General features: G+C 42.4%; 21 protein-coding genes and 1 other RNA gene. 12 read left to right on the top strand and 10 right to left on the bottom strand.

The genetic code is table 11. The features are described 5' to 3' along the window. Nucleotides 1-193: 193 nt before the first annotated feature. Genes thrA through thrC form a run of 3 tightly spaced genes read left to right on the top strand, consistent with a single transcriptional unit; the run spans nt 194 to nt 4,865 of the window. Nucleotides 194-2,638 carry a bifunctional aspartate kinase/homoserine dehydrogenase I gene (thrA, locus tag J0656_RS19235; protein WP_207036784.1) on the top strand — a complete coding sequence of 815 codons (2,445 nt, stop codon included), beginning with the start codon at nt 194-196 and terminating at the stop codon, nt 2,636-2,638. Nucleotides 2,639-2,641: 3 nt separating this feature from the next. Beyond that, complete coding sequence (locus J0656_RS19230) at nt 2,642-3,565, top strand: homoserine kinase (RefSeq protein WP_207036782.1); 924 nt, start codon at nt 2,642-2,644, stop codon at nt 3,563-3,565. Between the two features lie 4 nt (nt 3,566-3,569). After that, a complete protein-coding gene (thrC, locus tag J0656_RS19225) occupies nt 3,570-4,865 on the top strand; it encodes a threonine synthase (protein WP_207036780.1) in 1,296 nt (431 codons plus the stop codon). Here the strand turns inward: thrC and J0656_RS19220 are convergent. After that, nucleotides 4,862-6,478 (bottom strand): aminopeptidase P family protein, encoded by a 1,617-nt coding sequence (locus J0656_RS19220; protein WP_207036778.1) that lies wholly within the window; start codon nt 6,476-6,478, stop codon nt 4,862-4,864. The genes thrC and J0656_RS19220 overlap by 4 nt on opposite strands. A 141-nt stretch (nt 6,479-6,619) precedes the next feature. On the opposite strand from J0656_RS19220, the gene gcvT reads away from it, so the two are divergent. From gcvT to J0656_RS19195, 5 genes are all read left to right on the top strand, one after another. Continuing rightward, nucleotides 6,620-7,708, top strand: a complete 1,089-nt coding sequence (gene gcvT, locus J0656_RS19215; RefSeq protein ID WP_207036776.1) for a glycine cleavage system aminomethyltransferase GcvT — start codon at nt 6,620-6,622, stop codon at nt 7,706-7,708. 7 nt (nt 7,709-7,715) lie between these two features. Continuing rightward, a complete protein-coding gene (locus J0656_RS19210) occupies nt 7,716-8,534 on the top strand; it encodes a sugar nucleotide-binding protein (protein WP_207036774.1) in 819 nt (272 codons plus the stop codon). Between the two features lie 48 nt (nt 8,535-8,582). Next, a complete protein-coding gene (locus J0656_RS19205; protein ID WP_207036772.1) occupies nt 8,583-8,864 on the top strand; it encodes a 4a-hydroxytetrahydrobiopterin dehydratase in 282 nt (93 codons plus the stop codon). Nucleotides 8,865-8,935: 71 nt separating this feature from the next. Then, complete coding sequence (locus J0656_RS19200; protein WP_207036770.1) at nt 8,936-9,646, top strand: YebC/PmpR family DNA-binding transcriptional regulator; 711 nt, start codon at nt 8,936-8,938, stop codon at nt 9,644-9,646. A 99-nt stretch (nt 9,647-9,745) separates the two neighbouring features. Further along, nucleotides 9,746-10,216, top strand: a complete 471-nt coding sequence (locus J0656_RS19195) for a hypothetical protein (protein ID WP_207036768.1) — start codon at nt 9,746-9,748, stop codon at nt 10,214-10,216. A gap of 138 nt (nt 10,217-10,354) precedes the next feature. Here J0656_RS19195 and J0656_RS19190 read toward each other — a convergent pair whose 3' ends face one another. From J0656_RS19190 to J0656_RS19155, 8 genes are all read right to left on the bottom strand, one after another. Further along, nucleotides 10,355-11,359 carry an amidohydrolase family protein gene (locus J0656_RS19190; protein WP_207036766.1) on the bottom strand — a complete coding sequence of 335 codons (1,005 nt, stop codon included), beginning with the start codon at nt 11,357-11,359 and terminating at the stop codon, nt 10,355-10,357. A gap of 304 nt (nt 11,360-11,663) precedes the next feature. Next, nucleotides 11,664-13,619 (bottom strand): autotransporter outer membrane beta-barrel domain-containing protein, encoded by a 1,956-nt coding sequence (locus J0656_RS19185; protein WP_207036764.1) that lies wholly within the window; start codon nt 13,617-13,619, stop codon nt 11,664-11,666. 74 nt (nt 13,620-13,693) lie between these two features. Continuing rightward, nucleotides 13,694-14,239 carry a lysophospholipid acyltransferase family protein gene (locus tag J0656_RS19180; RefSeq protein ID WP_207036762.1) on the bottom strand — a complete coding sequence of 182 codons (546 nt, stop codon included), beginning with the start codon at nt 14,237-14,239 and terminating at the stop codon, nt 13,694-13,696. 36 nt (nt 14,240-14,275) lie between these two features. After that, nucleotides 14,276-15,406, bottom strand: coding sequence for an iron-containing alcohol dehydrogenase family protein (locus tag J0656_RS19175; protein ID WP_207036760.1), 1,131 nt, complete (start codon nt 15,404-15,406; stop codon nt 14,276-14,278). Beyond that, nucleotides 15,406-16,110: an HAD family hydrolase gene (locus J0656_RS19170; protein WP_207036758.1), complete on the bottom strand. Its 705-nt coding sequence runs from the start codon at nt 16,108-16,110 to the stop codon at nt 15,406-15,408. Before J0656_RS19170 ends, J0656_RS19175 begins: the two co-directional genes overlap by 1 nt. Then, on the bottom strand, nt 16,101-16,814 hold the full coding sequence (gene kdsB, locus J0656_RS19165; RefSeq protein ID WP_207036812.1) for a 3-deoxy-manno-octulosonate cytidylyltransferase: 714 nt from the start codon (nt 16,812-16,814) through the stop codon (nt 16,101-16,103). The genes J0656_RS19170 and kdsB overlap by 10 nt, the downstream gene beginning before the upstream one ends. 40 nt (nt 16,815-16,854) lie before the next feature. Then, nucleotides 16,855-17,421 carry a DUF4126 domain-containing protein gene (locus tag J0656_RS19160; protein WP_207036810.1) on the bottom strand — a complete coding sequence of 189 codons (567 nt, stop codon included), beginning with the start codon at nt 17,419-17,421 and terminating at the stop codon, nt 16,855-16,857. Between the two features lie 30 nt (nt 17,422-17,451). Continuing rightward, entirely contained in the window at nt 17,452-18,885 is a 1,434-nt protein-coding gene (locus J0656_RS19155) for an ATP-dependent DNA helicase (protein WP_207036756.1), read from the bottom strand. A 107-nt stretch (nt 18,886-18,992) separates the two neighbouring features. Between J0656_RS19155 and J0656_RS19150 the strand changes: the two genes are divergently transcribed. The 3 genes from J0656_RS19150 to J0656_RS19140 are packed head-to-tail and all read left to right on the top strand — an operon-like array spanning nt 18,993 to nt 21,085. Then, the gene (locus tag J0656_RS19150) at nt 18,993-19,730 is read left to right on the top strand and encodes a hypothetical protein (protein ID WP_108245033.1); all 738 of its coding nucleotides are present in this window, start codon (nt 18,993-18,995) and stop codon (nt 19,728-19,730) included. 56 nt (nt 19,731-19,786) lie between these two features. Next, the gene (locus J0656_RS19145) at nt 19,787-20,545 is read left to right on the top strand and encodes a DUF3822 family protein (RefSeq protein ID WP_237688997.1); all 759 of its coding nucleotides are present in this window, start codon (nt 19,787-19,789) and stop codon (nt 20,543-20,545) included. After that, on the top strand, nt 20,546-21,085 hold the full coding sequence (locus J0656_RS19140; protein WP_207036754.1) for an RsmD family RNA methyltransferase: 540 nt from the start codon (nt 20,546-20,548) through the stop codon (nt 21,083-21,085). On the opposite strand, the gene rnpB is transcribed toward J0656_RS19140, so the two are convergent. After that, nucleotides 21,082-21,404: RNase P RNA component class A (gene rnpB, locus J0656_RS19135), an RNA gene on the bottom strand. The two genes, J0656_RS19140 and rnpB, sit on opposite strands and share 4 nt — an antisense overlap. A gap of 66 nt (nt 21,405-21,470) precedes the next feature. Here rnpB and J0656_RS19130 point away from each other — a divergent pair. After that, complete coding sequence (locus J0656_RS19130; RefSeq protein WP_237688996.1) at nt 21,471-23,300, top strand: DNA polymerase III subunit gamma/tau; 1,830 nt, start codon at nt 21,471-21,473, stop codon at nt 23,298-23,300. Nucleotides 23,301-23,322: the final 22 nt, after the last annotated feature.

The raw sequence follows: 23,322 nt of genomic DNA, 5'->3' as shown, positions 1-23,322 counted from the left end.
ACACAAAAGTACTACTTTTATCATCTCATTACAGCGCAATGCAGATAAATCAAACGGATATTAACTTTATTTTGATGAATCCTTTTTCATCAACCTTCACTATCACCATTACAACCCCTTTGGGGTAATCTGCTATATATAATTCCGTCCGTTTTTTCAATCTATTTAGAATTTTTCACAACAATATTTCATCATGAAAGTCTTAAAATTTGGAGGCACTTCTGTTGCTAATCCAGAGAACATCAATAAGGTCAAATCCATTCTTGGCAATCAAGAAAAAAATCAAATTGCAGTCGTAGTTTCAGCTTTTGGAGGGGTAACCGACCTACTCCTCAACGCATCACGTTCCGCATCCAAACAAGATGTCGGCTACGCAGATAGTCTTAAGGAAATCGAGGACAGACATATTTCGGCCATTCGGGAATTAATCCCGGTAAAGTCGCAAAGTGCGGCCCTTAGCAAAGTAAAGAGCGAACTGAATATCTTAGAGACTTTGCTGGAAGGCGCCTTTTTAATCGGTGAACTTACACCCAAACTATCCGACAAAATTGTAAGCTATGGGGAACTCCTTTCTTCCTTTATCATAAGTGAATTCCTTAAATCAGAAGGCTTGGATGCCAGCTTCAAGGACAGCCGTGAACTTATCAAAACCGACAACAATTTTGGCAAGGCCAATGTGGACTTTAAAATGACCAATACCCTGTGTCAAGACTTTTTTGACTCCAACAAAAACCAAATAACCATACTACCGGGATTTGTGGCCTCCAGCAAAAGCGGCGACCTGACCACTCTGGGCAGAGGTGGTTCCGACTATACCGCGGCCATTATCGCTGCTGCCGTAGATGCGGAGATTTTGGAAATATGGACCGATGTCAGCGGTATGTACACCGCCAACCCAAAACTGGTAAAACAGGCCAAATGCGTAGCTAATATCAGCTATCAAGAAGCCATGGAACTATCCCATTTTGGTGCCAAAGTGCTTTATCCGCCCACCATTCAACCCGTACTGGGAAAAGAGATTCCCATTGCCATTAAAAATACGTTTGCCCCGGAAGAACCAGGAACATTGATTGCCAAAAACAATAATGGAAACGGAAAAACAGTGCGCGGAATAAGCCATGTGGGCAACATTAGCTTGCTTTCTTTGGAAGGCCCCGGAATGATAGGCATCCCCGGTATATCCAAACGGTTTTTCGAAACACTGTCCGTAAAAAACATCAGTATCGTGCTGATTACCCAAGCGTCTTCCGAACATTCCATTTGCGTTGGTATTGCAGATGAGGATGTGGATTTGGCGGCAGAAGCAGTTAACGAAACCTTTGAGTTCGAAATATCCACAAAAAAAATCAAGCCCGTCATTGTTGAAAAAGACTTGACGATAGTGGCCTTGGTCGGCGATAACATGAAAAGCCACCAAGGTCTGAGCGGAAAAATGTTCAGTACGTTGGGCAAAAACAATGTAAACATAAGGGCCATCGCCCAAGGAGCATCGGAGCGTAACATTTCGGCCGTAATCCAAAAAGACGATGTAAAAAAGGCGCTAAATTCCCTGCACGAAACCTTTTTCGAGGAAAACATCAAACAGCTCAACCTATTTGTAATGGGCGTCGGAAACGTGGGTTCCAAGTTTTTGCAACAGATACGTCAGCAAAAAAAATACTTAAAGGAAGAGCTTAAGCTCAACGTCCGTGTCATCGGTATCAGCAATTCTAGAAAAATGGCCTTTGATGAAAGTGGCATTTCGTTGAAAGACTGGGAAAATATTCTTGGCCAAGGAGAAGCTGCGGACAAAGAAGGCTTTTTTGACCGCATCATTTCCCTGAACTACCGCAATAGCATTTTTGTGGACAATACGGCCAATGCGGAAGTTTCCAAAAGCTATGCCAGCTATCTGAAAAACAGTATATCCGTGGTTACTTGCAATAAAATTGCGTCCTCTTCGGATTATTCATATTACAAGGAACTGAAGCAGTTGGCGAAGCAATATAATGCACCATATTTGTTCGAAACTAACGTTGGCGCGGGACTACCTATTCTTGACACTCTGAAACACCTAATTGCTTCCGGGGATAAAATCAGAAAGATTCAAGCAGTATTATCAGGCAGTTTGAATTTTGTCTTCAACACATTTGACGATTCCACTACCTTCCACGACGTGGTTAAACAGGCCCAACAGGAAGGTTACACCGAACCAGATCCAACCATTGACCTCAGTGGAGTGGACGTGATGCGAAAGATTCTGATTTTGGCTAGGGAGAGCGGTCATCAATTGGATATAGAGGATATCGAAAACGAATCCTTTCTGCCCAAGGAAAGCTTGGAGACCAAATCCAACGAAGCATTTTTTGAAAGCTTGAAAAAATATGAAGCCGACTTTCAAAAATTGTACAAGGAGGCCAGTGATGCCGATAGCAAACTAAAATATGTCGCCCAGTTCGAAGATGGAAAGGCCAAGGTAGGCTTACAGCAAATACCTAAGGGACACGATTTTTACAACTTGGAGGGAAGCGACAATATAGTGCTGTTCTTCACCGACCGTTATGTAAAGCACCCCTTGATCATAAAAGGTGCCGGGGCAGGTGCAGATGTTACCGCATCGGGTATCTTTGCGGATATAGTTCGAATCGGAAATTTTTAAGGGATGGAAGAAATCAAGGTATTTTGCCCGGCAACCATAGCCAATGTCTCCTGCGGATTTGACGTGCTCGGTTTGGCACTCGACTCCGTGGGCGACGAAATGATGGTTCGCAAAACTGCTAAAAAAGGCATTCATATCACGAAAATCGTTGGACAAAATCTTCCTTTGGAAGCCGATAAAAACGTGGCAGGAGTAGCTGGTCTGGCCCTATTGGCAAAAAGCGATTATGATGGTGGTTTTGAAATCGAAATCGATAAACGCATCAAACCAGGAAGTGGCATTGGTAGCAGTGCCGCAAGTTCCACGGGCGCTGTTTGGGCCATGAACGAATTGTTGGGCAGACCGTTTTCCAAACTGGAACTGGTCCAATTTGCCATGCAAGGGGAAAAATTGGCAAGCGATGTGGCCCATGCCGATAATGTGGCGCCAGCCATTTATGGAGGCTTCACTTTGGTTCGCAGTTACGAACCCCTCGACATTGTTCCCATACCTACACCCCCAGAGTTGTTTGCGACGGTGATCCATCCACAAATCGAGATCAAGACATCGGACTCCCGAAAAATATTGAAGACCACTATTTCCATGCAGCAGGGCATCCAGCAATGGGGCAATTTGGGTGGGTTGATTGCTGGGCTTTTCCAAAATGACTATGATCTTATCGGACGCTCACTGCACGACCATATCGTAGAGCCCATCCGTTCCATTTTGATTCCCGCTTTTGATGACATTAAGGCGAATGCTATGGAAGCAGGGGCTCTGGGAAGTGGGATTTCTGGCTCGGGCCCCTCTATTTTTGCCTTGAGCAAAGGCGAGGAAATCGCTAAACAGGTGGCCGAATCCATGAAAAATACCTATCAAAATATTGGAGTGGATTTCGACATCCATATTTCAAAAGTAAACAGTCAAGGCGTAAAGAAAATTGCTTGAATCCATGAAATTCTACAGTCTAAACAACCAAAACATAAAAGTTTCGTTCAAAAATGCCGTGATCGCAGGAATCGCTCCCGACAAGGGACTCTATTTTCCAGAGCACATCACTCCGCTATCAATTGATTATTTTGAACAGATCGAGCAGCTGTCCGATCACGAAATCGCCTTCCAGGCCATTCATCAATTTGTAAGCGAGGACATTCCAGATGAAGCTTTGAAACAAATCATCGCCAACACCCTGGATTTTGACTTTCCCGTGGTCGATATTGAAGAAAACGTGGGAACATTGGAACTTTTCCATGGCCCTACGATGGCTTTTAAAGATGTAGGTGCACGATTCATGGCAAACTGTCTTGGCTACTTTTCCCAAGGTGAAAAACAAGATGTAACGGTTCTCGTGGCCACTTCCGGAGACACGGGCGGTGCCGTTGCCAATGGCTTTTTGGGGGTTGATGGTGTAAAAGTGGTCATCCTCTACCCTAGCGGAAAGGTAAGCGAGATCCAAGAAAAACAGTTGACCACGCTTGGACAAAATATTGAAGCCATGGAAGTTGATGGCGTTTTTGATGATTGCCAACGTATGGTGAAGACAGCTTTTCTGGACACCGAAATTACCGACCACAAAAAACTGACCTCGGCCAACAGCATCAATGTGGCGAGGTGGTTGCCACAGTTGTTCTACTTCCTATTTGCATACAAACAGGCAAAATCTAAAGGAAAGGAAATTGTCTTTTCCGTACCATCGGGAAATTTTGGAAACATTTGTGCGGGGATGGTGGCCCAAAAATTAGGGATGCCCGTCAAACACTTCGTGGCCTCCACCAATGTGAACGATGTGGTACCAAAGTTTATGGAAAGCGGGGTCTACGAACCCATGCCGTCCGTGGCAACCATTTCCAATGCCATGGACGTGGGAGACCCCAGTAATTTCGTCCGCATCAGGCATTTGTATCAAGATGATATGGAAACGCTGCAAAAGAGTCTTTCCTCCCACTCCTTTACCGATGAAAACACCAAAGCAATCATGAAAGAGGTGTATTCCAAAACTGGTTACGTGATGGACCCCCATGGTGCCGTCGGCTATCTTGGACTAAAGGAATATCAGAAGTCCAACCCGAATACCTTTGGTATTTTCTTGGAAACCGCCCATCCCGTCAAATTTTTGGATGTTGTGGAGGACACCTTGGATATCAGCCCACAGATTCCGCCCCAGATCATGAAAGTGATGGACAAAGAGAAAAAATCCTATAAAATATCATCTTACGATGAGTTAAAACAATTTCTTCTTGATGATTAATCCAACTTGGGCAGTTTAAAACTGTCCAAGGGACTGGGTTGTTTCATTATTTTTTCGATTTCCTCAGCCTTTCGCGGTGCCATCCCAGAAAGATTGACGGGTCCATTCTCGCTAATCAAGATATCATCTTCGATCCTAACGGCAATGCCCCACCATTTTTCATCGCAATCACTGTTTTCAGGAATATAGATTCCGGGCTCTACGGTGATAACCTGGTTAGGTTTGAAAGTTTGATAAGTCCCAGGGTCGTGCACATCCAATCCCAAATAATGGGATGTCCCGTGCGGAAAATAGGTCCTGGCCTCTTTGGCGTCCTTGATAATGCCCAAATCCATCAATCCCTTTGTCACCACTTGCAAAGCAGCATTGTGCGGCTCACGAAAGGAAGCACCGACCACACTTGCTGCGATTCCAGCTTCTTGGGCGTTGTACACAATATCATAAATGGCTTTTTGCTCTGGTGAAAATTTCCCGTTGGCAGGTATGGTTCGGGTTACATCGGCGGTATAGCCATGATATTCCGCCCCCAAATCCATCAGCACCAAATCATCGCCGACCTTGATTTTATTATTTTCAATATAGTGGAGAATACAGCCATTGTGTCCGCCACCTACAATGGATGGGTAGCCTTCGTATTCGGCACCATATCTTTTATACACGTATTCGTGCACTCCTTGGATCTCGGTTTCTGACATATTGGGGTGCATGGCCTTCATCACCTCAATTTGGCCAACCGCAGAAATTTCAATGGCCTTTTTCAACAGCTTCATTTCCTCTGGGGTCTTATCTTGGCGCAATTCCGCCATTACCTTTGGTAAAATACTGGAATCCAAATTGGTGGAACGTTGAATCACCAGTACCTTGTTTTTGATTTCATCACGGATCTCATCATTATTGGCCTCTACAAAATCGTTTAAGATATCATCCTCTTGCAATTCTGGGTAACGCTCCATATAGCGTTCAATAGTTTCGGCCACATCGTTGTTGTTTTCGGGATTGGCGGTGGCTATTGTTTTATATAGACTGTTTCGTGTAGGATTATAATCCGACGGATAATTCGCCTTTATTTTAAAGGTTTTGATGAGATCAAATAAATCTGCTTTTCCGGATTTATCACGGTAATCATTCTGGAAATCAACAAATGAAACATTGTCAAAGGAGGTAAAATCCAATGGGAAGTTTTCAAATTCGCTTCCATTGTAGACCATATTGAATCCCAATTGTTCCTTCACTCCTTCTACGCCCAGTCTTTTTCCCGTCCATTGCTCTGCCCTTGCATCCCTTTCCTGAACATAGAAAATCTCATCAAAGGTATTTCCTGAGGCATCGGTCTGCTCTTCGGAAAAAATAACCAATACGGCATTAGGTTCCTTGTATCCCGTTAAATAATAAAAATTGGGATCTTGATGATATACGTAATCGACATCATTGGCGCGATTACGCTCTGCGTTGGCAAAAAGAACAACTGCGGTATTGGGGGGCAACTTCTCCCGAACAGCTTCCCTTCTATCTTTATGGAAATCGGCAGATAAATAGTCGGTCGGCAAATCCTGTGAAATTGCCATGGTGGCAAAAAACAAAGCCGATAAAAGGCTTGCGGTCAATTTTAACATGCTTCAAATTTTTTGTCAAAATACGAATTTCGAAGGTATTGCAACGACTGAAATGATTCAGTTTTAGCAAAATCATAATACCCTAAAGTGAGGGTATCCTTAATTAATTCTATAAATTTGCCCATCTTAAAAATAAAGTGGATGAAAAATACTGCACTTACAAAAACACATGAAGCTTTGGGGGCCAAAATGGTACCTTTTGCCGGTTATAATATGCCCGTTTCCTATGAAGGTGTGAATATTGAGCATGAAACCGTCCGCAAGGCGGTAGGTGTGTTCGATGTGTCCCACATGGGCGAGTTTTTGACCGAAGGGCCAAACGCTTTGGGGCTTATCCAAAAAGTGAGCACCAACGATGCTTCTAAATTGACCGTAGGTAAAGCGCAGTATAGTTGTATGCCCAACGAAACAGGGGGCATTGTGGACGACCTCATTATTTATAGAATCAAAGACGAAACCTATCTTTTGGTGGTAAATGCATCCAACATTGACAAAGACTGGGAGCACATCTCCAAATACAATGAAAGTATCGGCGCGGACATGCGCAACCTTTCCGATGACTATTCGCTGTTGGCGATCCAAGGACCAAAAGCAGTAGAGGCAATGCAATCTTTGACTTCTGTGGATTTGTCCTCCATCAAGTTCTACAACTTTGTTGTAGGTGATTTTGCGGGCATCGATCACGTCATCATTTCGGCAACGGGATATACGGGCTCAGGCGGTTTCGAAATCTACTGCAAGAATTCAGAAGTACAACAAGTGTGGGACAAAGTATTGGAAGCTGGTGCAGACTTTGGCATTAAGCCGATAGGGTTAGCGGCACGCGACACCTTGCGCTTGGAAATGGGCTATTGCCTCTACGGGAATGACATTGACGATACAACCTCCCCTTTTGAAGCAGGTTTAGGTTGGATCACGAAATTCACAAAGGAATTTGTAAACAGTGAAAATTTTTCCAAAGAAAAAGCCGAAGGCTCCAAAAGAAAGCTGGTTGCTTTCCAAATGGAGGAGCGCGGCATTCCAAGAGCGGGATACCCTATTTTGGATGCCGATGGCAACGTAATCGGAAAGGTAACATCGGGCACCATGTCACCATCCCTTTCCAAGGGAATTGGTTTGGGCTATGTGACCACGGAACACTCTAAGTTGGACACACCTATTTTCATTCAAATAAGAATCAACAAAGTTCCTGCAACGGTCGTAAAACTGCCATTTTATAAAAATACCTAGTTAGCCTTTGGATAAAAAAAAGATATTGATATTGGGAGCGAGTGGATTTGTGGGCAATGCCATATACAAAGAACTCTGCTCCTATTTTGATACCTACGGCACCTACTTCTCCAACCGTTCCTTTGCAACGAACAAACAATTTATTCGGTACGATTTGGAGGAGGATGATATTTTTCAGGTACTCGATCAAGTAAAACCCGATGTGATTATTTCATCACTCCGCGGAAATTTTCCTGCACAGATACAGGCCCATCAGCACTTGATGGAGTATTTGATAAAATCCAAGGCCAAATTATATTTTATCTCATCGGCCAATGTTTTTGATGCCTACAGCAAGTTTCCATCCTACGAACATGACAAAACCTTGTCGTTAAGTGTCTATGGAAGGTTAAAAATCAAGATCGAGAACATGATGATGCGGTTGCCCAAGGAGAAGACGGCCATTTTGAGGGTACCTATGGTATTTGGCAACTCGTCTCCGAGAATCAAGGAGATCAAGGAAAATATAGCGAACAACGAACCTATTGAAGTTTTTCCTAATTTGATCATTAACGTTACCAACGATGATCGGCTGACCCAACAAATCCACTACCTCATCAACAGGAACAAAACGGGTATTTACCATTTGGGAAGCAGTGACCTTATCCAGCATGAGGAATTCATCAAAGAGGTAATCGAACATCTGGGAAACTTCCATCCTATTTACAAGCGGGTCTACACCACCAATGAGGACCGATATTTAGCGGCTTTGCCCAAGGACAACCTCCTGCCCAAAAACTTGCGGATCAGTTGCCAAGAAATTATCGACCATCATCTCCCCGTATAGTTTTCTTTTACCTATTTAATTGCTTATCTTCTAGGAAAACATAGAAACATGAAGAAGATGAACACCAATGAAATAGAAGCAGCCCTCAAAAACCTAACAGGCTGGGAACTAAAAAATGATATGATCGAGAGGTCCTTCACCTTTAAAGATTTTAAAGAGGCCTTCTCCATGATGACGCGTATCGCATTTGAATGTGAAAAACAACAACACCATCCCAACTGGGAAAATGTCTACAACAATCTTACAGTTAAATTGAGCACGCACGATGCAAACGGCGTCACACAAAAGGACATCGACCTTGCCAAAACTATTGAAGATATTGTAGCGTAGGGTTGAAAACAATCAACTTGACACAGGTACTTTTTTTGCTAAATTTGCGCTCATCCAGAATTTAAGACTTTATGGGAAGAGCGTTCGAGTTTAGAAAGGCACGGAAAATGAAGCGTTGGGCCGCCATGTCCAAAGCGTTTACCAGAATTGGGAAGGATATTGTAATGGCCGTTAAGGAAGGTGGACCGGACCCCGATGCCAATGCCAAGCTTCGTGCGGTAATCCAGAACGCCAAGGCGGTCAACATGCCCAAGGACAACATTGAACGTGCCATTAAGAGGGCTTCGGACAAAAACCAAGGGGATTACAAAGAAGTGCTTTTTGAAGGTTATGCACCCCATGGAATTGCGGTTCTAATCGAGACCGCAACCGATAACAATACGCGTACAGTGGCGAACATCCGCAGTTATTTTAATAAATGTAATGGCAGTTTGGGCACTTCGGGATCGGTTGAGTTTATGTTCGACCACACCTGTAGTTTCACGATCAATGGTGAAGGATTGGACCCTGAGGAATTGGAGCTTGAACTTATCGATTTTGGTGCCGAAGAGGTCTTTGTGGATGAAGATGGGATCCACATTTATGCCCCTTTTGAAAACTTTGGCGCCATTCAAAAAGAATTGGAATCCCGGGACATTGAAATTATCTCATCCGGCTTTGACCGAATTCCGCAAGTAACCAAGGAATTGAGTGAAGAAGAGGTCGCCGATGTGGAGAAACTGCTGGAAAAAATAGAGGAAGATGATGATGTACAGAACGTGTTTCACAGCATGAAAGAGTAAGGTTGTACCTACATCTCAAAAAGTAATCACTTCATCTACTTTAGTTGCATTTTGGACTAAAAGTTAAGTACTTTTATTCTAACTTTAATTTGTTCCCCAATGAAGAACTCCATAAAGGCACTTGGTTTATCCGCATTATTCCTTATTATATTTTCCTGTAGCAGTTCTGAAGATGAAAACTCACCGGAAGTCATCCCAACGGGTCAACCTATAGAGTTTACTGGAGAATGGTCAGCAGAAAAAGCCGTATTTGACATTGAATTTGAAGACTTGACGGAAACAGCTGACTTTATAGCTGAAGGGGGTTCCATAAATCTGATTGTTGAAGAAAATGGAAGGTTTTCCATTCAATTTGTACTGGGGCAAAACTCAGAGAACATAACCGGTCAAATGAGTCTAAATGACGATTTGCTCACTATTGTTTTTGACTACTCCCCTTCCGATAGATCCTATTTTGAAGTCCATCATACAGATACCGTTCTTGAAATTGATGGAGGGCCGTTGGAATATGATTTTGACAACGATGGAACTCCGGAGCCCGCCTTGGTAAGCTTTAGGTTCACTTCTTAATCAATAGAATAGTAATTTCCCATCCTTATTAGAGGTTAATACGTAAATCTGGGAAATGAGAACAGGTTTTAAAAACGCAACATAAAAAAGGGATTACCGATTGGCAATCCCTTTTTTATTTTTTTCAATCAATAGGTTTTATTCAAATTTTGATGCATCCAAATTGAAGAAACGTACGGCATTATTAAAGAATATATCCCGCTTTTGCTCCTCTGATAGATAATTGGCGCTCTCAATAACCTGAATCGAGGTTTCAAATAGTTCTGGCCACATCATAAAATCGGTCCCGTATAAAATCCGTTTTCCAAAACCGGCCTGAACCAATCGTTTTAGGTAATCGTGGATCTCTTCCAAGGGATATGACCAGATAAATCCGGCCAAATCTACATACACATAGGCGTTGGCACCCATTAAGGCAATCATTTGGTCGGCCATTGGGTATCCGGCATGCATTACCCAAATCTTTAACTTCGGATGTCTGGCCAACATATCTTCCAACAAAAAGGGTTGTCCCAATGAGGCTCTATAGGCCGGTCTGGTAATATTAATGGTACCGTTGCCCCCCGTTCCCATGTGGATTCCAACTGGGATTCCCAACTCTTCGGCTACACCAAAGTACTCATCCAAGGACATATCGCTTGGGGACATTCCTTGATATTGAGGTGCTACCTCCCCCATCACTTTGTAAAATCCTGTGGACAACGAATCACGAAATGCCTCCACCGTCATTTGGTCAGCATTACTGATTGCCAATGATGGAATAATCTTATCGGGAGCAGCTTTATGCCACCTATGAATCACTTTAGCATCTCCACTTACCACCATTGTAATGTTCAACTCTTTATTGGCCCTAAGAATGGCAGCGTCCATTTCGGCATCACTTCTGGCGGGTTGCAATGGATTGATGCAATCAGTATCCATAAAAACAGGCGGTTCTTGATTTGGATCGCCCCCGGGCATATCCTTTAGGAACCACGGACACATGGGGGAACCATTCGGGTTCCCTCCCATGGCGTGTACATGTACATCGATAATGGGCAATCGTTTTTTAGTTTCCTGGGCGGTTGAAACAAAGACATAACAGAAAGATAAAAGACATGGAAAAATAACTCTACGCAATAATAGGTTGGTTGAAGGTTTCATATATAGTTTGTTTGTTAATAAGGTTTCAATTTAATGCTTTTACCTAAAATATGATTACTCAAAAACCGCTAAAAAAGCCAAGGGGCCTACAAAAATGCAGACCCCTCAGTCACCAAAATAACCCAACCTAAAACTTTCTTTTCTTTTATTACCACATATTTTGTGAGTAATTTCCTATACTTACGAAGAAACAGTTGAACCGGTTTGCTTTTTTTTAAATTTTTTTTTGAAATAAAAAAGGGTCCACTAAATGTGGACCCTAAAGACATCTAATTGACTTTCCCTAGCTTTGGATTTTCATATTTTAATTGTTGTATAGATACATGGAGGAAGATCCTGCCAAATCCATACTCCATGATGGGTAAACGTTTCCTTCCGATTCCAAGCTGTTCTCAAAACCAAGGACTTTTCCATTTCCGATTTCGGATATGTAAACGGTCTGTGTTTTGGCATCGTAGGCCACGTCGATTGGATTGCCCAATTCGGTATAAGACCCAGCAATACGCTTTTGACTGCTAAGAGCTATTACCCCACCATTCTCCGTATTGTTTATCAAGCTGGTAAAATTTGCCATAGTGTGTATACCTCCATCATCTGTTGTATTTGCCGCATCTCCTATATCCGTCATCACCAGTACATCATCAGAAACGCTATACGTAATGCCATGGGTTCTTACTATACCTTCAATGGTCACTCTTTTTGAGGCTGACAACATGGAATCTTCAGTATTTGAAAAAAAGTCAGCGAATATGGCCAAGTCACTGGAATTATCCACCACGGCCAAAAGATCATCCCCCATAAAAGTGATTCCCCAGACATCAAAATCAATATCAAACGTATTCATCAAAGTAAATGAGGAACCATTGTGGGCATACACATAAAAGGTATGGTTCATGTTGTCGGAAACCACTACTTTATTTCCGTACACGGCTATTTCCCTTGGGCTCATTAAATCAGCTGAGCTGGAAAAATCAATGTCCAACGTTACACCGTCACTGTTAAATCCAAAGCCTCCGTAATATTCCAAAGCAAGATTGGACCTTGAGGCTTGAATCATGTAATCGTTTAAGCCAGAATAATATATTCCTTCGGAAGTAGCCGAACCTGTGATTATTGTTTTTGAGGTGCCATTCATCAGATCGTATACAACCACATTTCCATTGGCCGTACTTGTTGTGTAAAGCTGGGTCATACCCATTTCACTGGAATCGCCCATATCTCCATCGGTCTCATCACTGGAAAAATAGATGGAGGAGGCCGCGGTCAAATCCACATTGAACGTTGGCGCAATATTACCGCCGCTACCTATGGATGAAAAACCAAGTACTTTGCTGGTTCCGATATCCGAGACATATACAACATCAGTTTCCGAATCGTAGGCCACATCAATTGGGTTGCCCATTAAGGTTGATGATCCTGCTACCCTGATTTGATTGTCAGTAGTAAGCACATCTCCATCGGAAAGGGCATCAAATTTTAGTGAAAAATCATTAATGATGTGAAAACCTCCATCATCATCGGTATTAGCCGCATCTCCAATGTCGGTCATGACCATTACATCATCGGAACCACTATAGGTTAGGCCGTGTGTTCTCACTATTCCCTCGATAGTAACTCGTTTGTCCGGGTACATTGTACCGTCCATAGCTTTGTCCAAAAAGTTGTAATAAACGGCCAGATCACTGGAAATATCCACAACGGCATACAAATCGCCCCCTTTAAAGGTTATCCCCCAAACTGGAAATGGAACATCCACTGTAGTTTGTAAGGAAAACATGGTTCCTGTTTTTTGATAAACAAAGAACCTATTGGAACCATTATCGGCAACCACATAGTAATCACCGTAGACGGCCAATTCACGAGGACTTTCCAAATCCGCATCACCATTGAAAGAAATATCCAAGCTAAGGTCTACGTCCAATAGGTCGGTTACATCAAAAGATTCCAACCAATTGTTCGATCTTGATGCCTGGATTACCAAATCTTCGGATGCATCATAATAGATACCTTCTGCTGCCGTAGAAGAAGTTCCAATGGTAAGTTGGGTGTCGTTGGTGATATCAAATTTGGTGATGTCGCCATTGTCATTGTTCGTTACGTACAGCTCTGCACGTCTGCCTTCCACCATTTCATCATCATCATCGTTGCCGCCCATATCATCGGGCATCATTGAGTTGTCGTCTTCACTACAGGATACCATGACCATAAACATGGACAGCAATCCCACTTTAAAAATTGAGGTTGTTAATGTGTGTTTCATATGACAATTTTTGATTAGTATTTTGCCATACTTACGGAAACATGTGTGGGAGGGTTTGGTTTTTATCGAAAAAACTACGGAGTAAAACTGTATTCAGGTATTTTTCCCTTTACCCCGCTGTAAAATCTATTGATTTTCTCAAAGTCGCTTTCTATACTGCCCGTTGCATAAAAAGGCTCTCCTATCTTGATTTCCTTTTTACCAAAATCAAAAGCGACCATCACAATGGGCACGTTGGCTTTTTGGGCAATATGATAAAATCCCGTACGAAGCTGTTCCACTTTTTTTCGGGTTCCTTCGGGGGCCAATGCCAAACGGAATACTCTTCTTGCATTGAAAATCCGAACAATATTGTCTACCGTGTTAGAGTTTTTGGAACGATCCACGGGAGCACCCCCAGTCCATCTAAAAAACCAGCCAAATGGAGGCTTGAACAAACTCTTTTTTCCAATATAATTGATTTCCTCGTTGATGACCTTTCGGATTAAAAGTCCTAAAAAAAAGTCGAGCCAATGTGTATGGGGAACCACAATCAATACACATTTATCCAAATTGGGAAAGTTACCCTTGAGTTTCCATCCCAATACTTTGTAGTAGATAAATTTGGACAGCGATTGCATTTTGCGGGTTCTGTTCTATTCTAAAAAGAACAAATCTTATATTTTTTTGTATAATGCCTGAAGACGTTCGGGCGTCATGATACTTTTCCAATCCTTGCCCAAGGCATTCTCCCAAAGCGGCTCCAATCCCAAGGAAATGTTCACCATAACGTCAAAATCGTTTTGCGTAAGATCGGCGCAAATGCCTTTTGGCAAGACTATTCCGTGTTTGTCCATCATTTTGTTGAAAAGTGAAACCCCTTCAGGATAAAACTCTTCCAAATGTTGGAATACCAAGCAGTTTCCTATACCATGCCTGACCCCCAAAAGATAGGACAGCCCATAGCTCATGGCATGTGCTATCCCAACTTGGGAATAGGCAATGCTCATACCTCCATGCCAAGAAGCCATCATCAATTTGTCACGCGATTCTTCTTCGGAAATATCGTCGAGAAACACCTCCTTACAAAGTTCCATGGACTTTTCTCCATAACTCTTACTGAAGGCGTTCAAATAGGTTCCCGTTAGCGATTCCACACAATGAATAAAACAATCCATTCCCGTGTAGAACCATTGCTCCTTAGGAACGGTTTTGCTGAAATCGGGGTCCAAAATTACTTGATCAAATGGCGTAAAATCTGAATTGATGCCCAACTTTTTTTCAGGTCCGAGCAGCACTGTGGTACGGGATACTTCGGCGCCAGTACCGCTGATAGTTGGTATACCTACATGATAAAGTGCCGGCTTATGCACCAAATCCCATCCTTGGTAGTCTTTGGCCAATCCTTTGTTGTTCAATAATATGGAAACGGCCTTGGCCAAATCAAGCAAGGTTCCGCCCCCCACTCCAATAATACCGGAGGGAAGCTCCCTGTACTTTTCCCGAATTCGGGCCACCAAAGCATCTACTTGGGCAGTTTTGGGCTCTTCATCTGCAGAAATGAATATGATTTCATCATTGAACATGAGAGGAACTTTTGCCATGAACTCTTCATTTTCAAAGAAATCGTCCACCAAAAATATAAAGGGTGCCTCCGAACTTTTACGCTGGGGCAATAAAATATCTCCCAATTGCGAAAAACATCCCGATCCAAACACTACTCTGGGTACCATGGGAAAGTTTTTATAAGAGGTTTTATGACTTGAGGCCGTTACTTCTTGCTTCTTCAAATTATTGTCTGTCTTCATTAGTTGTCCAAATACTTCAAAATATCTTTTAGGCCGTTCAATTTAAGATGATTGTTCTCCATTTCGTCTTCCGACACCATTTCATGGGCCCATGTGGTATGAAACGGTACATGTACCGCTTGCGCACCAATATTCAAGATAGGCAATACATCCGACTTTAAGGAGTTTCCTATCATTAAAAATTCGTTGACATCTATTTTTAAATGTTCCAACAAGTTCTTGTAATTGTTCTCTTTTTTGTCGCTCAATACTTCCACATGATGGAAATATTGTGACAATCCCGACCTTTCCAACTTTCTTTCCTGATCTAAAAGGTCTCCTTTGGTGAGCACGATCAATCGGTATCTGCCCATCAACTTGGAGAGAACCTCCTCCACACCATCCAGCAACTCTACCGGGTGAGAAATCATGCTTTTGCCAAGTTCCAAAATTTTGGCAATGGTTTCTTGGGAAACCTTGTTGTTGGATAGGTCCAGGGCAGATTCTATCATGGAGAGCATAAATCCTTTTATGCCATATCCATATATATCCAAATTGGCCATTTCCATCTTAAAAAGCTCTTGGTCTATCTTGTTCTTGGTCTCGTAACCTTCCAATAGCTCTGCAAACTTTTCCTCTGTATCACGGAAATAGGTCTCGTTTACCCAAAGGGTATCATCTGCATCAAAGCCGATAGTTTTTATGTTGGAAAAATCTACTTCCATACTTTTCTTGCTCGTTCTAGGTCCTCCGGCGTATCGATTTCGATACCGGTGACATGGGTTTCGACCATTTTAATTTTTTTACCGTATTCCAAAAATCGGATGGCTTCAATTTTTTCCTTGGCTTCCAAGGGCAACATGGGCAACTTTTTAAAATCCATCAATGCCCGCTTTCTGAACACATATACTCCCTTGTGCTTGTAATATATTGCATCTACTTTCTCATCTCTGGGATAGGGAATCGGTGACCTAGAAAAATACAGGGCAAAATCCTGATTGTCCACGATCACTTTTACTGTATTGGGATTGGCTATTTCTTCCCAATCGGTAATCGGGGTCATCAAGGAGCCCAGGTCAATCTCTTTCTCTGTGTCATTTTTAAATACCTTGATGATTTTTTCCAAGCTTTCAGCATCAATGAAGGGCTCATCTCCCTGGACATTGATCACAATATCAACATCCATATCCTCAACCGCTTCGGCGATTCTATCGCTTCCGCTTTCATGGGTATTTTTGCTCATGATCACCTTGCCCCCAATATTCTGAATCACTTCGGCAATTACCGGGCTGTCGGTTACCACATATACCTCGTTAAAAAGTCCTGTTTGTAGTGCCGCTTCGTAGGTCCTGACTATTACGGGCTTCCCACCCAGGTCCTGCATCAGTTTGGCAGGAAACCGTGAAGCTTGATAGCGAGCGGGAATCATGGAGATTATATTCACTTTATTCTTTTTGGTTGAATGATTTCTATTTTGACTTAGGTCTTATTTTTCTGTATATCCTGAAGATGACCACTAATATGATAATGACCAAAATTGCTGCTATCGGAGGTACCAGTATAGATGCTGTACTTACAGTGACGGCCGCACCGGTCTCCAGTGTGGACACCAAAGGATTGGCGAGCCCTCCAGTAGCGCCCGTAGAGGCCAATCTACCGGTTGCATTGGCTCCTTTTATAGCAGTTGCTGTTCCTCCTCCCGCTATAATGGCCAAGGTCCAAGTTATCACAGGGTCCAAATTGGCTGCCGTGGAAACAACCACCGCCGTACCTGCTATTCCCGCCAAGGGAATCGCAATACTGTCCAAAACATTGTCCACCCATGGGATAAAGTAGGCGAAAATCTCAACAACGGTGGCCACTCCCAACGTTATGAGTGCGGTGAGGCTGCCTATCCATTGCCAACTATCGTTCAATTCCCAAACTCCCATATATGCCGCAAAACTGAGGGCAAAAAGAGGAAGAAAAACCCGAAAGCCTACAGAAGCCGCCAATCCGATGCCGAGGAACAAACTTATTATGGTATCTGGTTCAATATTCATGTTGCAGTCTAAAATAGCCTTTTCCTAGTCAAGAAAAAAATCATCCTTAAAACCTATTAGATAGAGTTGTCGTTCCGCCCTGGTCACAGCGGTATATAGCCACCTTAAATAATCCTTGTCCACCCCGTTGGGCAAATAGGGTTGTTCCACAAAAACGGTATCCCACTGCCCTCCCTGCGATTTATGACAGGTTATGGCATAGGAGAATTTAACCTGAAGGGCGTTAAAAAACCTATTGTTCTTGACGCCCAAGAATTTTTTGTACTTGGATTTTTCGTGGGCATAATCCTTCATCACCTCTTGATACAATTTGTTTCCATCTTCATAAGAAAGCGAAGGGGTTTCCGCAGTAATGGTATCCAACAAAAGAACTGTCTCAAAAGGTTTCTGGTTGGGATAATCCACCATTTTCACCTTTACCTCTGCAAACTTGAATCCGTATAACTCTTTAATCGCAAAAAGCTCCAAGACCTCTATAATATCCCCGTTCGCTATAAAACCAGCTTCAGAGTTGGGTTTTAGCCAGAAATAATTGTTTTTCACGACCATCATATAGTCGCCAACGGAAATCTCATTGTCCAGAAACAAAATTCGTTCCCTTATATTTTGATTGTAGAGATTGGCCCTTTTATTGGAACGAACGATAATTGCCGTCTGTTCCTTTCCATTGTCGCTGTATGATGAATCTATGGCCTCTTGTATTTCGTTGCCATCGATCAAACGGACAATATCTTTATAATGATGGAGCTCAAATTTAAAATCTTCAAAAAACTCCGATTGTAATTGTTGCCTAAGGTTGGTGGCATTGTAAAGGATCCCTGAATCGTCGGATTGCCTCATTACCTCGTCCAGCTCCAAACACTCCACTTCCTTATCATAATTTAAGGACAAACGATTTTCGTCCAAAGCAGGGCTCAGTTCCAGTTTTACTGGTGGTAACTGTGCAGTGTCCCCGATCAATATCAACTTACAGTTATGGCCAGAGTGGACATAAAACATTAAATCGTCCAACAAAGAACCGTTCTCGAACAATTTGGAATCGGCAGGTGTATCGGGAATCATGGATGCTTCGTCAACGATAAAAACAGTGTTTCGATGTTTATTGGGGGCCAAAACAAATTGAATCCCCCCTCCCGATTGTTTTTTGGGAAAATAGATCTTTTTGTGAATGGTAAATGCCTTGTTCCCCGAATAAACGGACATGACCTTGGCCGCTCTACCCGTCGGTGCCATTAAAACAGAGCTCATCTTTACTTTCCAGAGGCTGCTCACCAAAGTGGCCACCAAGGTGGTTTTTCCGGTTCCGGCAAACCCCTTTAACAGGAACACATCGTCCTTTTTCCCTTCTAAAACAAAGTTAGCCAGTCTATTAAGAGCCTCTCCCTGTTTTAAGGTAGGTGTATGGGGAAATTTTTCGGTTAAAATCTTTAAAAATCCAGGTGCGTTAAAATCCTTCATGAGCGCTAAATATAGTGGTCTTTTTTAAAGCAAAAAGTTTCGCAATAAAAAAAATATTGTAGATTTGTCTGTAACCACTAAATTAACTTTGAAAGACAGTAGCAGATATGTTAAATTTAATTCTTATTGTTGTTTTAATATGCCTTGTGACCGTAGGGCTAGTTTTCTTGATCGATAGATTTTTACCTCAAAAAGTAAAGCCTGTTTTAGTAATTCTATTTGGAATTCTGAGCATTTACCTTGGATATAAAATCTATGATTCGATCAACGCCCCCATAGAGTTCAACAAGGTAAGAAATGAAAGATTTACCCAGGTCATCAACAAACTTAAGGACATCAGGGATTCACAAGAAGCTTATAAAACCGTTAACGGTAAGTACGCTGGCAATTTTGAAAGCCTGATTCAATTTATTGACACTGGAAGCTACACCATTACAACGCAGCGTGATTCCTCTTTCATGAGATATGACAGAGCTTATCAAATCGATATGCAGCAAGACACTATCATCATCGACACTTTGGGTACCGTAAAGGTCAAAGATTCACTTTTTGGAGCAGATGATCGTTACAAAACCATGATGAATGTGCCTTTCGCCCAAAACAATGAGAAGTTTGAAATGAAGGCCGATATCATCGACAAGAGCGGATATAAAGCACCAGTTTTCGAAGCTAAAGTTAAGAAAGAGGTCGTACTATATGACCAGCCACAAGACCTTCTTGAAAAAGAAAAGTCTTATCAAAGTGTTGAAGAGGTAAACGGTACTGAAATAAAAGTTGGTTCATTGACCGATGTTAGCACCAACGGTAACTGGCCACCTATCTACGATAGAAAAAAGAAAAACTAGCTATAGCACAGAACGTACAAAATAGCACGTATAGAAAACTGTCCATTCAAGCTGGCTTGAATGGACTTTCTTTTTGTGTAGTGGACACCATTACCAACAAAATTGTTGCTTTTGAGAGGGTAAGTTTCAAAACCCAGCTCACCCCATATCTGATGCTCAAAGAGCTAAAGGAAAAGTTGGGCAATCAAAATCAAATCGGGAAAGACTTTTCCGAGGTATTGGTCATCCACAAGAACAACATGTTCGGTTTGGTGCCAAAGCCACTTTTCAACAAGGAAGAATTGCCAAACTATCTTAAGTTCAACGCCAAGATCATGGCCAGCGATCTTATAGCATACGATGAAATCCCCAATCAGGATATCGTAAATGTTTATATTCCCTATACCAATATCAACAACTACATTTTTGAGCTATTTGGGGAGTTTGAGTTCAAACACAGCGGAACAGTTCTCATAAATGCATTGCTTAACCACAACAGAACTTCATCCGAGCCCACATGCTACGTACAGGTATCCGAAAGAGAGATGGAGATGTTGGTGGTATCGGAGAAAAAACTGCTCTTTTATAATCAATTTGCGTTCAAGAACAAGGAAGATTTTCTCTACTATTTGTTGTTCAGTTTGGAGCAATTGGACATGGACCTGGAAAAAATACAGCTCAAATTATTCGGTGTTATTGAAGAGGACGATCCTATTTACGAGCTCTGTTACCAATACGTAAAAAACATATCCGTTTTTGTTCCCAGCAATCCCTCCTTCACTTTGGAACAGTTGGAAAACGAAAGCATTGACTTTTCCATATTAAGCGCACTTTAAATGCGGATCATTTCAGGAAAATATAAGGGCAAAAGATTGACGGCTCCTAAAAAGTTGCCCGTACGCCCGACCACGGATATGGCCAAAGAGGCCCTGTTCAACATCTTGAACAACCGTTTCTATTTTGATGAATTAAAGGTGTTGGACCTATTTTCCGGCACTGGAAATATAAGCTACGAATTTGCATCCCGTGGAGCTAAAAACATTACCGCCGTTGATGGTTTTCCTGGATGTGTCCGATACATTTCGAAGACCGCTCAGGAGCTTGAATTTTCAATTTCCCCCGTCAAATCCGATGTCTTTAAGTTTCTGGAAGCCACACCTGAAAAGTTTGACCTTATTTTTGCCGACCCTCCCTATGATTTTAGCACCGAGCAGTTCTTAAAAATTGCCGACTTAGTTTTTGAAAAGCAACTCCTTTTGGATGATGGTGTTTTGATCATTGAACATTCTGACCAAAGCAATCTTTCCGAGCATCATCAATTTTCAGAACAACGCAAATACGGTGGAAGTATATTCAGTTTTTTTGAAATAGAATAAAAAGCAGGCCATAAGCCGGATTCTGTGCACCCCAAATTAAATTGGGGACTCCTTATCATTTATCTAGACAAATGGTTGCCCAAGTGTTCCAACCGCCTACCCTCCAACTCGGGCGTGCAGCCCTCGAACATTGGTTTACATGACGTTTCACCGCATAGAGTTTACCTGATTTCACTACAGCCGAACTGTACTTGCTTTCTGTTGCACTGGTCCTCGCCTCTCGGCGGACGGGCGTTACCCGCTATGCCGCACTATGGTGTCCGGACTTTCCTCTTCAAGTTTGGTTGCCCATACTTGCAGCGATAAGGTGGCCTGCTGGGCGCAAAGGTAATCCAATTGTTAATAAAAAAAGTGGTAACTCCCGTATTGGGTTCAACTTTCGCCAATGCTATTTTTATATTTGTATGAAATCTATTTTTTCAGCGTATTGGAACCCTTTATTGTATCAGCAAGAAAATATAGGCCCCAAACATTCAAGGATGTCGTGGGACAATCATCCATTACCAATACGTTGCTGAACGCCATCGAGAACAACCATTTGGCACAGGCCTTACTGTTCTGCGGACCAAGAGGTGTCGGAAAAACCACCTGCGCACGTATCTTGGCCAAAAAAATCAATCAAGACGGAACCGAACGGGAGGACGAGGATTTTGCCTTCAATATTTTTGAGCTGGATGCCGCTTCCAACAACTCCGTTGATGATATCCGTAGTTTGATTGACCAAGTGCGCATTCCTCCACAAACAGGAAAGTACAAGGTTTACATCATCGACGAGGTCCATATGCTCTCTCAATCGGCATTCAATGCCTTTTTGAAGACGCTGGAGGAGCCGCCAAAACACGCCATTTTTATTTTGGCGACAACGGAAAAGCACAAAATTATCCCGACCATACTCTCCAGATGTCAAATATTCGACTTTAAGAGAATAACGGTAAAGGATGCCTCTGAATATCTGAAGTACATAGCCGAACAGCAAGGCATACAAGCCGAGGAAAGTGCATTGCATATTATAGCCCAAAAGGCGGATGGCGCCATGCGGGATGCTTTGTCCATTTTTGATCGCGTAGTGAGCTTCTCGGGAAAAGAATTGACCAGAAAGGCCGTAACGGAAAACCTCAACGTTCTAGATTACGACATTTATTTTTCTGCAACCGATTTGATTCTTGGGAACAACATCCCTGAACTATTGCTCTTGTTCAACAAAACCCTCTCACTTGGTTTTGACGGCCACCACTTTATCACGGGTCTGGCTTCCCACTTTAGGGATTTAATGGTTTGCCAGCATCCCGATACCTTAAACTTGCTTGAGGTTGGAGAGGATGTTGAAAAACACTACCAAGAGCAAGCCAAGAAGACTTCGAAACAGTTCTTGTTAAAAGCCATTGATATGGCCAACGATTGTGACCTGCAATACAAGAGCAGTAAAAATCAACGGCTCCTTGTAGAGCTCACCCTTATGAAATTAGCGTCCATCACTTATGATGGAGAAAAAAAAAACTCTAGTTTCATAATCCCAGCATCCTTTTTCAAGGAAAAAAACATCAATACAAACGGAACCAAAGCTCCAGAAAGCAGGGTTGTCAAGACCCTGCAATCCACATCGCCAGTCGAGGAAGAGAAAGAAACAACACCCTCGGAAACTAAACCAACGTCCACCGAAGAAGTTTCCATTCCCAAAGAAAAAGTTGAAAAAGAATTGGTCAGTGAACCCAAGGAACCTTATCAACCCAAAAAAATACAAATTAAGGGGTCCGAAAAAAGGGTTTCGGGGCTTTCGTTATCTAGTATCAAGGTAAAAAAGGCTCATGAGAACACAAAATCAACGAACATAGACGAGAAAGATCTTCCCAAAGATGCTTTTGAAGAATCGGAAATGCAACAACATTGGGACGATTTTGTACATGAATTAGAAAGACAGGGGAGAAAAATATTGGCCAGTAACCTTCAAACAGATGTTCCAAAACTTAAAAATGACCATGTAATCTGGATAGAGCTTCCCAATGGCACCATGAAAAAGGAGATTGAACGGGAACAAAGTTTAATGCTGGATTACCTCAAGCAAAAACTGAACAACTATTCTATTTCCCTTTACATCACAGTAAATGAGGAGGTTGCCAAAAAGTTTGCCTTTACGCCAGAGGAAAAATACCAAAAATTGAAAGAAAAAAATCCCAACATCGAGCTCCTGCGCAAGGAGTTTGACCTGGATTTTTAACATACCGTAGTTTCCAGTTATC

The sequence above is a fragment of the Flagellimonas aurea genome, assembly GCF_017313785.1.
Classification (GTDB): domain Bacteria; phylum Bacteroidota; class Bacteroidia; order Flavobacteriales; family Flavobacteriaceae; genus Flagellimonas; species Flagellimonas aurea.
The sequence above is the reverse complement of the archived record's forward strand: the minus strand, read 5'-3'. Positions and strand labels throughout refer to the sequence as shown.